The sequence below is a fragment of the Phyllobacterium chamaecytisi genome (assembly GCF_020164455.1).
Lineage (GTDB): Bacteria > Pseudomonadota > Alphaproteobacteria > Rhizobiales > Rhizobiaceae > Phyllobacterium > Phyllobacterium chamaecytisi.
In genome coordinates this window covers 1-13390 of the sequence record NZ_JAIQWW010000025.1, presented here as the reverse complement: position 1 = coordinate 13390, position 13390 = coordinate 1, and the positions used below count along the sequence as shown (strand labels likewise).

At 55.2% G+C, this 13390-nt stretch carries 14 protein-coding genes and 2 pseudogenes; 14 read left to right on the top strand and 2 right to left on the bottom strand.

Annotated features, from left to right (window positions below):
* The first annotated feature begins 968 nt into the window (after positions 1–968).
* The gene (locus LB462_RS27300) at positions 969–1823 is read left to right on the top strand and encodes a helix-turn-helix transcriptional regulator (protein ID WP_224514599.1); all 855 of its coding nucleotides are present in this window, start codon (positions 969–971) and stop codon (positions 1821–1823) included.
* Between the two features lie 79 nt (positions 1824–1902).
* On the opposite strand, the gene LB462_RS27295 is transcribed toward LB462_RS27300, so the two are convergent.
* Both LB462_RS27295 and LB462_RS27290 read right to left on the bottom strand, forming a co-directional pair.
* Positions 1903–2106, bottom strand: a complete 204-nt coding sequence (locus tag LB462_RS27295; RefSeq protein ID WP_224514598.1) for a hypothetical protein — start codon at positions 2104–2106, stop codon at positions 1903–1905.
* A gap of 409 nt (positions 2107–2515) precedes the next feature.
* Positions 2516–2803: a hypothetical protein gene (locus LB462_RS27290; protein WP_224514597.1), complete on the bottom strand. Its 288-nt coding sequence runs from the start codon at positions 2801–2803 to the stop codon at positions 2516–2518.
* A gap of 983 nt (positions 2804–3786) precedes the next feature.
* On the opposite strand from LB462_RS27290, the pseudogene LB462_RS27285 reads away from it, so the two are divergent.
* The 13 genes and pseudogenes from LB462_RS27285 to LB462_RS27230 all read left to right on the top strand — a co-directional run.
* Positions 3787–4034, top strand: a pseudogene (locus tag LB462_RS27285) (integrase core domain-containing protein); the annotation flags it as partial.
* 106 nt (positions 4035–4140) lie between these two features.
* A complete protein-coding gene (locus tag LB462_RS31660) occupies positions 4141–4362 on the top strand; it encodes a hypothetical protein (RefSeq protein ID WP_370637321.1) in 222 nt (73 codons plus the stop codon).
* 94 nt (positions 4363–4456) lie between these two features.
* A complete protein-coding gene (locus tag LB462_RS27280; protein ID WP_224514595.1) occupies positions 4457–5305 on the top strand; it encodes a hypothetical protein in 849 nt (282 codons plus the stop codon).
* A 209-nt stretch (positions 5306–5514) separates the two neighbouring features.
* Positions 5515–5671, top strand: a pseudogene (locus LB462_RS27275) (cold-shock protein).
* A 318-nt stretch (positions 5672–5989) separates the two neighbouring features.
* The gene (locus tag LB462_RS27270; protein ID WP_224514592.1) at positions 5990–7210 is read left to right on the top strand and encodes a pilus assembly protein TadG-related protein; all 1221 of its coding nucleotides are present in this window, start codon (positions 5990–5992) and stop codon (positions 7208–7210) included.
* 3 nt (positions 7211–7213) lie between these two features.
* Complete coding sequence (locus tag LB462_RS27265; RefSeq protein ID WP_224514590.1) at positions 7214–7654, top strand: TadE/TadG family type IV pilus assembly protein; 441 nt, start codon at positions 7214–7216, stop codon at positions 7652–7654.
* Positions 7644–8045 (top strand): TadE/TadG family type IV pilus assembly protein, encoded by a 402-nt coding sequence (locus LB462_RS27260; RefSeq protein WP_224514589.1) that lies wholly within the window; start codon positions 7644–7646, stop codon positions 8043–8045. The genes LB462_RS27265 and LB462_RS27260 overlap by 11 nt, the downstream gene beginning before the upstream one ends.
* Before the next feature lie 797 nt (positions 8046–8842).
* Positions 8843–9406 carry an FMN reductase gene (gene msuE / locus LB462_RS27255; RefSeq protein WP_224514587.1) on the top strand — a complete coding sequence of 188 codons (564 nt, stop codon included), beginning with the start codon at positions 8843–8845 and terminating at the stop codon, positions 9404–9406.
* Between the two features lie 101 nt (positions 9407–9507).
* Entirely contained in the window at positions 9508–9765 is a 258-nt protein-coding gene (locus LB462_RS27250) for a DUF982 domain-containing protein (protein ID WP_224514586.1), read from the top strand.
* A 411-nt stretch (positions 9766–10176) separates the two neighbouring features.
* Positions 10177–10773 (top strand): FMN reductase, encoded by a 597-nt coding sequence (gene msuE, locus LB462_RS27245; RefSeq protein WP_224514584.1) that lies wholly within the window; start codon positions 10177–10179, stop codon positions 10771–10773.
* Between the two features lie 22 nt (positions 10774–10795).
* Positions 10796–11899: a dimethylsulfone monooxygenase SfnG gene (gene sfnG / locus LB462_RS27240; protein WP_224514582.1), complete on the top strand. Its 1104-nt coding sequence runs from the start codon at positions 10796–10798 to the stop codon at positions 11897–11899.
* Between the two features lie 145 nt (positions 11900–12044).
* The gene (locus LB462_RS27235) at positions 12045–12935 is read left to right on the top strand and encodes an ABC transporter ATP-binding protein (RefSeq protein ID WP_224514579.1); all 891 of its coding nucleotides are present in this window, start codon (positions 12045–12047) and stop codon (positions 12933–12935) included.
* The coding region (locus LB462_RS27230) for a branched-chain amino acid ABC transporter permease (protein WP_370637319.1) at positions 12935–13390 on the top strand (456 nt) is incomplete at its 3' end. The genes LB462_RS27235 and LB462_RS27230, both read left to right, overlap by 1 nt.

The following is a 13390-nucleotide window of genomic DNA, read 5'->3' as shown; positions in this document are numbered from 1 at the left end:
TCTCGCGTATCAACCCCTCGCTCCAACCTTATAAGGTGCTCTCTGGGTATTCGAGGCAATTATGTGGATTCCGCCGATTTACCAGACGCCGTTCCAATCAAAAGCTCACTCCAGTCCTGTTTCATTGCAATACGCAAAAAAGGGTCCCGCAAAAGTAGATTTGTGCCGGCAACCTTACTCAATTTTACCCGAATTCCTCCCGGATTTCTTAGCTATTCCCTGTTTCCCTCGGTATTCTTTCAAGTTCGCGATCAGCCGGTCGCTGCAAGGCAACATCATGGCGCATCTACAGCATGAAGGTAAAGCGAATTGAAGTCGCAGGCTTGGCGGAGGATGGCGTCATTCACTTCTGCAAGTAGCTGTGCTGCCGGGCGCTAGTAATCCGCTCGCGTGGGCGAATTGGAGAGCAGGGAGCGATAAGCGGTTCATCACCGCCATGAGCAACGGCTTCCGGGCTCGGCCCAGAGAAGTTCCTGACCTACGAATGGCATTTACCCCAACCTCGCAATGCCACTCGGTTGCCGTTGAACGTGTTTTAACGGCAGCCGATTTTTCTCGACGCGTTCCGGCGGCACTGATTCCAAAGATTTTCGTTCCGTCTAGCCTCCCAAGGCAACGTGGCTGTCGTCGGACTCGTTTCGACGACAGCCACACTCGCAGCACTACAATACGGTTCGGCGAAGCGGCTGAAGCAATCGGTGCGCGAAACGGAGTACGCCCTAACGGGGCATTTTTCAATCATTGGGGCAATGGGGGCATTGATGACCGCTGAGGGATATGATTTCCGGAGAATTCTTTTTACATCGCCCGATCAATCCGACCGTCAATGGATCGAATGGTATTGTAAAGAGCACAGCCGACAACTGTACAATTTGGACATCGCCCCGCACAAGAAAGCGCAATTTTGCCTTGAGACCACCATTCGAACGTTGCCGGACGTGGCCATTGCGCACAGTGCTTGCTCTCCAATGCGAACGTTGCATGCTGCCAAGGAGGGCGATCTTTGCCTGCTGGTTCCGCTCAGGGACGCGCTCTCGCTGCACGTTGATGGCGTCGATCATGAACTTGCTGCCGGCATGGGCGCCATCGGTGGGCAATCGACGATCGATGCGCCATCGGGCATGCAGCTGTTGAGTATACGCCTGCGCCGACAATTGCTGCTGCCGTTGGTTCAGAGCGCTTCGGATTTACAAAGCGTTGCTATCGTCCATGACACGCAAGCCATGGGCCTTTTGCGTGGTTATATTCGAGCCCTCGACGCCGAAGAGGCAATCACGACGCCGGAGGCGCGCCATCTACTCGCTCTGCATATTCATGATCTCGTCGCGCTGGCGTGCGCCGCGACGCGTGATGCACGCGACCTTATCGAGGGACGCGGCAAACGCGCCGCACGGTTCGCCGCAGTCAAAGCTGATATCGTCGCCAACGCCACCCATCGTAATCTCACCATCGATAGCTTGGCGGCCCGCCACGGCATCTCGCCGCGTTACATTGGCGCTTTGTTCGCCGGCGCCGGCATAACCTTTACCAACTTCGTCCTGGAGCAGCGCTTGGCCTATGCCCACCGCCTCTTTGCGGACCGGCGGTTTGGCCATCGGACCATCTGCAGCATCGCCTATGATTCCGGATTTGGCGATCTGTCTTACTTCAATCATGCCTTCCGCCGGCGCTACGGCGCTACACCCTCTGATGTGCGCGCTGCGACGCTTCGCGCGGGGTTAGCAGGGTCATTGGGAAACGATGGCACTGACCAGCAGGTTGAGGCCGGAGGCGCGCGGAATGCCTGGCTGTCAAAAGAGCGATCGCTAACTCACACGGATTGACACCTACCGCCTAAGCGATCTGGCGGACGCCGCCATTCAGGATCTCGTTGAGCGGCACCGATTTCGCGACCTCCTCCGGTCATGCGACATGCAATTCGGCAAGGTACCAACCGGTCACCTCCGCCCCGGCGGCATCGATGCTCAACCGGCTAAGGTTGTCGAGCACGTGCTGCCGTTCCTCGGTGGAAGCGAAGCGGCGCTGCGGAAACGGGCCTTCCAGCTTTTCTGTGACATAGGCGTGCTGGCTCAGCATTTCTTCCGCGCGGCGCCGAAATCGAAACATGCGTAGCACGAAATGCGCCAACCATGGGGCGGTTGTCGAGGCTCGCTTCCAGGAGCCGTTCCAGTGAAATCTCGTTTACATAGCCGACGCACCCCGTCAAAATGACAAGGTCGGCGTTTTCGATCACCGCGACATCTTGTGCCGTCGGCTCACTGTTCTCGAAGTTGGTCGCAACGCCGGCATCGAGCAGGCCCGCATTGACCGCATAAGACACCGCCCGATCCGCCGGATCGACACCTACAATTTGGAGTGCGGCATCCACTGGCTCGGCGTAACGCGGTCTTGCTCAAGGAGATCGGCGGCATCGTCAGCCTCAGTTGGTTCATAGATCACGAGGATGTATAAGGACTTGTTACCCTGGCAGACAAGAATGATTTGCTGCAAAGATCAAACGGCAGCGATCCGTGGATCACAGTTCGGCCTGCTTGCGTGATCGACCAGGACGTCCGTCGTCCGCTTGTCCCAAATTCTTGGCGTCTTGCTGCGTGCGGCGCCAGGGAGCCGGAGCGCCGGAACGCTCAATCGTCACGGTATCCTCGGCGGAAAAATTGACAGTTTGCAGATCGGCCTTTTCGACGTTCTTGCCGAGCAAGTTTCTGCCAATAACCGGCGGGTGGTTCTTGCAATGTCGTAAAGATCGCAGGCCCTGGCGATCTGCAAAAATCGCGGACACCATAATGTTTGCAATGTGCGTCATCGGGTATCCTCTTAGGTCCGCTGCCGGTCGACTTGAAGAGTAACGCCGCCTTTCGCGAACGAGCTTGTTGAAATGGAGAGAGGAAACCAGCGCCGGTCAAAGCCTCCATAAACTGCTCGACGTCCCGCTTGCAACCGACCATTGCTCAATAGACTCCATAGTGATCATCTGAAGGCGGTTTTCCACGTCCACCAGTCTTTGTTCGAGAGGCGTGCCACGGCGGTATTCTGGCTCATTATGGCTGTTTTCTCTGATCAACTTAATCTGAGCGCGAACGGATTCAGCCCTGATTTGAGATTTGCTATAAGCTCTTTGATTATTTCACTCCAATCCTCATAGAAACAGTAAGGTCGCACTTGATGTAACGAACCCGACAAAACGGATTCGAACCCCGAGAGGCATCTTTCTGATCAGTTGCGGACTCTGCATGATGCGCGCAAAAAAAACTGACGGGACGCTGAGGCCCGGTACGAGTATCAAGGGAGGAGACGCGTACCGGACCTGCTTGCCGCGCGGACTCGCTGCGTAGCAGTTCATGCTGGCGTGTCGCGAAAGTTCGTTCAACGAAGATTTTTGCCTTTTTCGCGCTTGCCCAGAAATAAAAGTTCTCCAGCGCGATGAATAGACAATAGCGGGCGCTCCCAAAGAAGGCGACAATGCGCAAAATAGCTTCCGGGCGGGATATTCACTGACCTGACGTTGCTGCTTCTGCAAAGCTCCGTCTGCAACCCCGACAAAGTATTATGGCATGGGCCAGTCGACTCGGGCAATCGTTATCATGGCATTCGATCAAGCGGCCTCCGGCAAGCTTGAACTTGCGTTCGATGCCATCCGTTTCGACAGTGAAGAGCGCCGTGCGTTCAGCCGGAAACCTGGCAGGACAACATGTTTGGATACTCGCACTGTCATGGCAAAGTGATGCAATCATCCGTTCATACCGACATCAACGGTGCTCTTTCAGTCTGGCAACATCTCGATACGGACTGCTCAATGAGAGTTTGTTCTTTGGCCTCGATCATGCCCGCAGTGCCATTACTGAATGGGCTGACGATTATAACAATTTCCGGCCGCACTCATCGCTCGAATACCAGACCCCGCAGCTTTTGCCGGGATCGTCACAGCAACCGGCTCCAACGCTGCGCCAGATGAAAGCTTCGCGTTTCCGCCGGTTGAAACCACCGCGCCACTTGGCGTATTCGAAACCGCCGAGGCTCTAGTCGCTGCTGGATGAAAGTTCAGTGGCAGTCAGCGGCCCTAACTTGCGGGCAGCACGCCTTCTCGAAGAATTTGGTTATAAGGCGGGGTCTGAGTAGCATTGACGCGTCGGGCTCAAGGCCATTCCCCAGCCGCGCCTGCCGCATCGAACCGCGGGATTGGTTCATGCGCTCGCAGAATATCAGGTGCTCACGGCCCAAGCAGCCTGGAGGGGTGACGTGAACGACGGAATCAGGGCGCTCGCCGCCAATCCCCTAGTTCCATCGCTGCCGGTTGCTGAGGCGCTCTACGCAGAGATGGCCCATGCACATGCCCGTCATCTGCCCGAGCGTCTCGTTCCATGAAGTCACTGCATCTGGCGGTTGACGGCGGCAATACCAAGACCGTTGCCGTCGTCTGCACCGGTTCGGGTCAAGTCCTTGGTACCGGAGTCAGCGGTTGCGGCGACATCTACAGTGTCCCGGATCCCAAGGACGGCGTCGCCGTCGTGATGGAGGCGGTGAAGACTGCGTTTGCGAAAAGCGGCGCGAGGGTGGCGACACTCTGTCGTCGGCGTTTTGCCTGGCAGGCGTGGACTGGCCCGAAGACGAGATCTACTGGCAGAATGTACTTGCCCATCATCTTCCAGATCTGGGTCCTGCCTCGATCAGAAATGACGGCTTTGCTCCGCTGCGATGTAGAAGCCCAAAGGACGGCCTTGGAGTTGCGATCGTGGTTGGGACGGGGCCTGCCGTTGCGGCGCGGGCCAGCGGCAATCGCGCCTGGGCGCTTTCCTTCTGGGCGCAGGAGCCGTTTGGGGGAGCGGCGCTCGGTCGCGCCGCATTGCGGGCCGTGTGCCGGGCTGAACTTGGGATTGGACCGGAGACAGCGCTCAAGGAGGAACTGCTGGAAACCTACCGGGCCGGCAGCGTCGAGGCTCTGTTGCACGCCTTCACGCGTTTGGAAGGCCGCCGACCAGCGCGCGAGCTTGCGAGACTGGCGCCGGCCGTCCTGGAATGGGCAAGAGTGCAGGATCCGGTCGCTCGAGCGATTATTCGCGAACAGGCTCTAGGGCTCGCCGACTACGCGGCAGTCTGCGCGAAGGCCGTCGGCTATGACCTTGAGTGCGACCATATTCCCGTTGTCCTGGCGGGATCCGTGGTTATGGCCGCGAGTTCTCCGTTCCCGGAAGAATTAGCGCTCGACGCCATCGCCGAAGCCGGCTTTATCGTCCATGACACGATCGTGGCCAGACTGCAGGCCACGCTTCCTGATTGGAGAGCGAACTTCACACATGTCCAAGCGTAAAGGTCGGTTGGAGGAGCGTTGTGAGGTTGTCTATCGGGGAGATGAATGTGCCATCTCCACTGTTGCAACCAAGTTGTGAGTTGCGCCTGACTAGATCATCGCTTGATATCAAACGCCCTGACAGATAACCATACGATTTACAAACCGGGGAGGGCAGACATGCCACAAGTACACTAAAATGGTTCAATGCAACCAAAGGTTTTGGTTTCATTCAACCTGACGATGGAAGCGGCGACGTTTTTGTTCATATATCGGCCGTTGAACGCGCAGGCATGCGAAGCCTAAATGACGGTCAGAAGATCAAACGAGTTGGTACAAGACAAAAGATCTGGCAAATCGTCAGCTGATCAATTGAGCGCTGTCTGACGGGTACAGGCGCCACCGAAACCCAGGCATCTCTACAAGACAGTTTTAGCGGGAGTGTGAGTTTTCGCTGAAGCGCGACGCGGCGAAAGAGAAGCCAACCGTCCGTGAGGGCAGTTTTTGTCGGAAGACTTCAGCGGGGGTAGCCGAGACATTTGCGCGTCGCCCCAACAACCGCAGGGGCGTAAACCGGGAGGGAGAAGATCATTCCGGCTAAAAGAGTTATCTCGATCAAGCAATTAAATTACTACGAACCCGTTAAAACGTTTCTTCATCATTTTGTGTATTTATTAGTGAATGAGAAAAAGATGGCGCTCCGGTATGAAACATCTTCAATCCCTTCTGCAGCGATTTGCAGGGGAGGAGGGCAACGTAGCTATTATTTTTGCGCTTTGCCTTCCACTCGTTATCGGTGGCGCGGGACTAGGTGTTGAAACGTCCTATTGGTTTTACAGTGATTTGAAATTACAAGCGGCAGCAGATGCTTCTGCCTATGCAGGTGCACTGGAAAAAGCGTTGGGCTCCGGTAAACCGGCAATCGTTGCCGCAGCCACGTCTTCTGCGACGTCAAACTATTTTGAAACCTCGACGGGCGAAATCGAAGTTTTCACTCCTCCGTCAACTGGACCGAATACAACAAAACGGGCCGTAGAGGTAATCCTTCACCAAAGACTGGGGCGGTTTTTCACGTCGATCTACTCGCAAACGCCCGTGGTCGCGCAGGCCAGAGCTGTCGCACTTATTTCTGAGGCGTCAAAGGCCTGCATTCTCGCGCTTGATCCGTCAGCTTCCAATGCCGCCCTCTTTTCTGGCAGTTCCGACGTTAAGCTGAAGGGCTGTTCTGTGATGGCAAACTCAATAGACGCAAACGCGATCAAGGTGCAAGGTTCCGCCAAACTCCAGGTAGATTGCCTGATATCAGCCGGAGGTGTGGATCTAGGTAATGGCGCTGTCAAAACTTCCTGTGCAGCGCCGATCACCAAAGCATCGATAGCCTCTGATCCGTTCGCCGATATTCCGGCGCCGCAGGTCTCGACCACATGTCAGGATGCCAAGACAAACGCGCTGAAGCCGGGGACATATTGTAGTGGGCTTGCACTGGGCGGCAATGTGAGCCTTTCTCCCGGCGTCTATGTTATCAAGGGCGGGGATTTCAAGATAAACGCAAATGCGTATGTCCAGGGGGAAGGGGTCCTGATCTATTTGGCAGGAAGCTCGCGTGTGAGTATGAACGGTAACGCGACCGTTCAACTTAGCGCACCAACGTCGGGGGTCTATTCGGGTATATTGTTTTTTGGCGATCGATCGAATGTCGGGGGATCTAACACGTTCAACGGAACAGCGGATTCACTGCTCACTGGCGCTCTTTATTTTGCAACGCAACAGGTTCGCTATCTCGGGAACTTCTCGGGAAAAGGCGGCTGTTCGCAAGTCGTGGCCGGAACAATCGAGTGGACCGGAAACACCGGTATCAACCAGGATTGCAGCAGCCTCGGAATGCGGGACATTCCGGCGACGCAATCCATCCAACTCGTCGAGTAAGCTATGAAAGGTCGCCGTTCGCAAAAGTTTGGCGGCGAGTCGGGCGTTGCCGCAATAGAGTTCGCCTTGATCGCACCCGTCCTTTGCCTTTTGGCACTTGGTATCATTGACGGCTGGTCTCTTGCTTCTAGCGCACTTTCCATGCGTGCAGGCGTAAAAACGGCGGCCAATATGGTGATGCAAGGTGCCGCAGACGATGCAGCAATCGAGCGGGTCGCGCTTGCAAGTTGGGACAGTCGTCCGGATGATGCGCAGGTCCTATTGAACCGTAGATACATGTGCGGCAACAGCGTGGTCACGTCGTCAATGTTGTGTGAGGGATCAAAACCGCCCGCAGTCTTCGTCTGGATTCAGGTGCAAGCGACGTGGACCGCACCCTACGATCTCGACATATACCCGGTTTCGCGCGAACTCAGTCATGAACAGGTGATACGTGTGCGGTAACCTTCCGTTCAAAGACAACGAAAAGGGAGGAACTGCAGTCGAATTCGCCTTGGTTGCGCCATTGCTGATGATGTTCCTGCTGGGAATCATTGTGTTCGGGTGGAGCATGAATGCAATGTCCAGCGTACGGTACGCGCTTGAGGAGACCTCGCGGGCGCTTCAATTGAAAAAATCGCTTAGTCAAAATGAGATCGAGGCACTCGTCCGGGACCATGTAAGCCAATTAGGATTGCAAAATATTACGGTGTCCTTGACAATCGACCCACCTGACGGCGGCTTCAAGATGGCGCATGTCACCGCCACATACAACTTTGTGGTCGACCTTCCACTAATCAATCAGTATCCGGTCAGCTACAATGCGTCGATTACGGTACCGATGACTGCGCCATGACGCATTCGCGCCCGCGACATACCGATTATGGCAGCTTCAACCCTCGACCTGTTCGTATGGAAAAGAACGCCGCCGCCCGCTTGAGGCAAATGTGCGAGATGCTAAGATGAAGCCCGACACGTGCATCAAGGGAATGACACGGTGCCGAGCCTCACCGCTGGGGTTCAAGTCCAGCGTCGGCATCCTGTCTTACTAATCTGCAAGTATCAATCAGTCGCTCGGCTATTACGACCGCCCAATCCGACCGGTTGGGCCTCACGACATTCTTGAATCTTCTGAGAAACCAGAACGATGAGTAACTCACGTTGCACTTCAACTCTGCCTCGATAGGGTGCTGCATTAAATTAATCATCGCAGCGCTGACGTATGTCCACCACTGAAGGGCTACTTGGCCAACTGTGCCGCCCACGAGGCTGCTGCAATCTTCGCAACGCACGACTGATCCATCTTCGGGAGTTGCCGAGACGCCTTCGGTGTTTCACCTAAGAAAGTTGCCTGGGTACGCGCCGTTGTTCGCCATTGGTACCAACTCGTCTCTCCTTATTCGTCACCCAATACAACTCCAAACATAACGAGAGAGTATTAGCCAAGGCTTGCTCCTGTTTAGTTGTCTCTGACGAAAACTCGCCGTCTGTCCCTGATGCTCGTCAGGAATCGTCCCACAAGGATGCCTTGATTGAGAATATTTTGTCCCGATAGCGTCGAAGTTCGGGCCTGGTTTTCTTCTTTATCTAACGGCTCTTGTTAGTGTTCCTGCACTGCAAGTATCTGCCTGTTTTGTTTCAAAGGAGCCTTCCATGTCCAATCCGACCGTCGTCGGCCTTTCCGGCAACTTCCAGCGCCCATCGAAAACAAGATCGCTTGTCGCCAATGTGGTCAGCCGCATCAGTCATCAATATGGGCTTGCCTCTGAGGTTTTCGATCTGGTTGATTTCGGTGACAGCCTTGGCACGGCCCGCTACGCCAAAGATCTTGACGCCCCCTCAACGCACATTGTCGAGAAGATTTTGGCGGCTGACGTTCTTGTGGTCGGCACCCCGACGTACAAGGGCAGCTACACCGGGCTTTTCAAGCATCTCATTGATTTACTCGATCCGCTGGCCCTGCAGGGCAAGCCCATTGTCCTGACCGCCACGGGAGGCAGTGACCGGCATGCGTTGATTATCGAGCACCAGCTGCGACCGCTCTTCGGTTTCTTCATGGCACACACGTTACCGACGGGGGTTTTTGCCGTGGACCGCGACTTTCTGGACTATGAAATTGCAACCGCCCACATCAACGCACGGATCACCCAGGCCGTAAGTGAAATCCGGCCTTTTGTCACAGCAGAGAGGTCCATCGTCGCGAGCGCAGCGGAATAACAGGATCGATCTCTCTTCGCGTCATATGTGTGTGAAGAAACTGGAGCATTATCTTGCGAAGCGGCGTGGAACCCGGAATGTCATAGGAAAGTTTTCAGCGCATGATCAATTCATTCCCTCCAGTTACCATCGAAGCCGCCCGCTTGGGCAAGCCGATAAATATCTGTTCCGTCACACAAGCAGCCGAGTTTCTGCTTATGAGATGGCCGATACATGACGGACCCAAATTAAAGATGGCCCGCCAGTTGTGCTTTGACGCCCTCGAAGGGAAAGTGAGCGCTGCGGATGCGCGTTCGGCATTTATTGGTGCCGCGAAAGAAGCCAACATCTTCCACGACTATCTGAAAAAGAGCGCTTAATCGGCATTTCCCTGGTCTTGCCTGAGCCGGTTCATTGAGGCCGATTTCCCAGAGCGACGGTGGTTCGCCGAGCGCTGGAGAGCATTCGGATCGCTGCGGTCATGGGCTAGACCAGTGACGTGTCCGCCCTGTCGACAGAGATGTCGTCACGATCCATTGGCCGAATTTGGGCGCCTGCACCGTTATGTGGTTCATACGTCGGTTCGCTCGGTCACACATTGCATCTACGCTGATGTGCGAACGGAAATTGGACGGCATTGAAATTTAGCCCCAGCCATAAACTTAGATCGTCGCCGCCAAATAAACGCATCAACCGTTTCACGTCAGGCGTTCATTTTGGAATGTCTTTCTTTTACGGAGGGCGCCAAATCCTTAATCTCTAGTAAATTGGTATAGATAAGGCGAGGTGGTATGCGGCGCTTAAAAATTCTGGGTTTGTCAGGCAATGTCAGTCGGCCATCGCGCACGGCGTCCCTTGTCCGGGCTATTACCACGGCGGTTGGAAAGCAATTCGATGTTGATGGCCGGGTCATTGAACTCGCCGATGCGGCGCCGGTCCTTTTCCGTGCCTTAAGAGCAGATCACCTGGACAAGGCCGGGCGCGATATTATCGATGCCGTCGAAGCGGCAGATATCCTCGTCGTCGGCTCGCCTGTGTACAGAGCCTCCTATACGGGTGCTCTCAAGCATCTGTTTGATCTTGTGCACTTCCGCGCATTGACGGGAAAACACGTCATCCTTGCTGCGACCGGCGGCACGCAGCTGCATGGATTAGTTACCGAACACCAGCTCCGCCCGCTTTTTGGCTTTTTCAACGCCCTGACAATTCCAACAGCGGTCTATGCGACTGAGGCCGACTTCACCGGGTACGAGCTGACCAGTCCCGACGTCGCGAAACGCATCGATCGTTCGGTGACGGAACTCGCCCAGCTGTTTCGTTGTGCCGATACCAATTCCGGCAACAGCCGCACAAGCCCGCAGCGGGAAATTGTTTTGGCGCAAACCTGAATTCATTTTGAAGGGGAATTACATGTCACAGATAAAAAGAGAGCCGGTTAAGTTTGCCTATTGGGTCCCGAACGTATCGGGTGGTCTGGTCATTTCCAATATCGAACAGCGCACGAGCTGGGATATTGATTACAATCGCAAACTGGCCCAGATCGCTGAAGCCAATGGTTTTGACTATGCGCTGAGCCAGATCAGATTCACAGCCGGTTATGGTGCTGACAATCAGCACGAATCCGTGTCTTTCAGCCACGCGCTGCTGGCAGCGACGACGAAATTGAAAGTGATTGCTGCCCTCTTGCCAGGACCATGGAATCCGGCGTTGGCGGCGAAGCAGATAGCAACCATCAACCATCTCACCAACGGACGTGTTGCAGTCAATATAGTCAGCGGGTGGTTCCGTGGTGAATTTGCAGCGATTGGCGAGCATTGGCTTGATCACGACGAGCGCTATCGGCGCTCGGAGGAGTTCATCCGGGCGCTGCGTGGAATCTGGACAGAGGACAGCTTCACGTTCAAGGGCGATTTCTACCGATTTAACGAGTACTCGATGAAGCCGAAGCCGGTCGATCCGCTCCCGGAAATTTTCCAGGGCGGGTCCTCGCGTGCCGCACGCGACATGGCGGCGCGTGTTTCCGATTGGTATTTCACGAATGGGAATACGCCAGCGGAAATCAGGAAGCAGGTGGATGACATCCGAGCCAAGGCTGCTGCTAACGGCCATTCGGTGAAAATTGGGGTGAATGCCTTTGCGATTGCTCGCGACACGGAAGTGGAAGCCCGCACAGTGCTGGACGAGATCATTGCCAAGGCGAACCCGGAGGCTGTGCAGGGTTTTGCCGATCAGGTGAAGAATGCCGGCAAAGCCTCGCCGGAAGGCGAGGGGAACTGGGCCAAGTCTTCTTTCGAGGATCTGGTTCAGTACAATGATGGCTTCCGCAGCAATCTCATAGGCACGCCAGAACAGATTGCCGAGCGCGTGATCGATCTCAAGAATGCTGGTGCAGATCTTATCCTGCTCGGGTTCCTGCATTTCCAGGAAGAGGTCGAGTTTTTTGGCAAACATGTAATTCCGTTGATCCGCAAACTGGAAAAGGCGGAGACGGTTACGGCAGTGGCAGCCGAATAATCCACAACGACCAAGGCCGGCAGACCTGTTCCGCTAGCCAAACCAAGCGCTGTATCGTCGTCTGTATTCGGTCTGCGAAGGGAATTTTGCGCTCGATTTTTATCGAACCGGAAACGGGCCTGGAGAGAGGCAGAAAATGCATTCGATGAACTACCTTCACGAAGGTCCCGCCACCGTTGCCTTTCGCGAGCCGGTGGCCACTCCGGAAATCGAGTTGTTAAGGCAGGTCGAGCCCCGGGAGCAAGCGGATACTATTCTTGGTCTGGAGGGGATCAGCCTTTCCTTTGGCGGCGTCGTTGCACTCCACAATATCGACCTCACTGTGCGATCGGGCGAGATACGCGCGATTATCGGCCCGAATGGTGCGGGCAAAAGTTCTCTAATAAATATCATCAGTGGCGTTTACCGACCCGATCGCGGCCAGGTACGGATCGGGCCAGATCGTTTCGCCAGGGTTCCGACCCAAAAACTTGCTCACCTTGGAATTGCGCGAACGTTCCAGAATCTTGCGCTGTTCAAGGGATTGAGCGTCGTCGACAACGTCATCTCCGGTCGGGCGTATAAGGTCCGTTCGACTTTTCTCGCGCAGGTACTGGGACTTCGGCTCTCGCGCCGCGAAGAGACAGATGCCCGCGAACGTGCGGCCCAAATACTGGATTTCCTCGATCTTACCCACGTCAGCAATCGTCTGGCAGGTAGTTTGCCCTATGGATTGCAAAAGCGCGTCGAACTCGCACGCGCGCTGGTCGCGGATCCGGCGATCCTGCTGCTTGATGAGCCGATGGCTGGAATGAGCGCTCCAGAGAAAGCCGAAATGAGCGATTTCGTTCGTGCCGCCAATCGGCAATATGGCACGACAATTATCCTCGTCGAACACGATATCGGCGTGGTCATGGGCCTTTCCGACCATATTGCCGTTCTCGACTATGGTCGCAAGATTGCCGATGGCACGCCCGAAGAAATCCGCACCGATCAGGGCGTGATTGATGCCTATCTTGGCGTTGCTCCGGAAAATATCGATGGCGAGGGGATTTGATGGTTGAGTTCGATTGGCTTTTCTTCTTCGAGGTTCTGATTGGCGGCCTGCTATCAGGAGTCATGTATTCACTCGTCGCGATCGGTTTTGTGCTGATCTACAAGACGTCGGGCGTATTGAATTTTGCTCAAGGGGCGATGCTGCTTTTTGCGGCACTCACCTTCGTCAGCCTGGTGGAAAGAGCTGTCCCATTTGCTTTGGCGCTGGCGATCACATTTATATTGATGGTCGCCATCGGGATTGTAATCGAGCGCGTTGTTCTTCGGCCTCTAACCAACAGATCGCCGATGACACTCTTTATGGCCACTCTTGGGCTCTCCTATATCATCGAGGGTGCGGCGCAGCTGATATGGGGAACCCAGGTTCACGGCCTCGACCTCGGCATTGAAGACATTCCTTTCGACGGAGGCGGCATTTTCATTAGCCAGTTTGATCTCTGTGCTGCCGCTGTCGCA

Bases quoted from the DNA above. Each gene is read 5' to 3' on its own strand.
- msuE (WP_224514587.1), top strand. From the start codon at position 8,843: ATGTCCAATCCGACCGTCGTCGGCCTTTCCGGCAACTTCCAGCGCCCA.
- LB462_RS27235 (WP_224514579.1), top strand. From the start codon at position 12,045: ATGAACTACCTTCACGAAGGTCCCGCCACCGTTGCCTTTCGCGAGCCG.
- LB462_RS27300 (WP_224514599.1), top strand. From the start codon at position 969: ATGCGAACGTTGCATGCTGCCAAGGAGGGCGATCTTTGCCTGCTGGTT.
- sfnG (WP_224514582.1), top strand. From the start codon at position 10,796: ATGTCACAGATAAAAAGAGAGCCGGTTAAGTTTGCCTATTGGGTCCCG.
- LB462_RS27270 (WP_224514592.1), top strand. From the start codon at position 5,990: ATGAAACATCTTCAATCCCTTCTGCAGCGATTTGCAGGGGAGGAGGGC.
- LB462_RS27295 (WP_224514598.1), bottom strand. From the start codon at position 2,106: ATGTTTCGATTTCGGCGCCGCGCGGAAGAAATGCTGAGCCAGCACGCC.
- LB462_RS27290 (WP_224514597.1), bottom strand. From the start codon at position 2,803: ATGACGCACATTGCAAACATTATGGTGTCCGCGATTTTTGCAGATCGC.
- LB462_RS27265 (WP_224514590.1), top strand. From the start codon at position 7,214: ATGAAAGGTCGCCGTTCGCAAAAGTTTGGCGGCGAGTCGGGCGTTGCC.
- msuE (WP_224514584.1), top strand. From the start codon at position 10,177: ATGCGGCGCTTAAAAATTCTGGGTTTGTCAGGCAATGTCAGTCGGCCA.
- LB462_RS27250 (WP_224514586.1), top strand. From the start codon at position 9,508: ATGATCAATTCATTCCCTCCAGTTACCATCGAAGCCGCCCGCTTGGGC.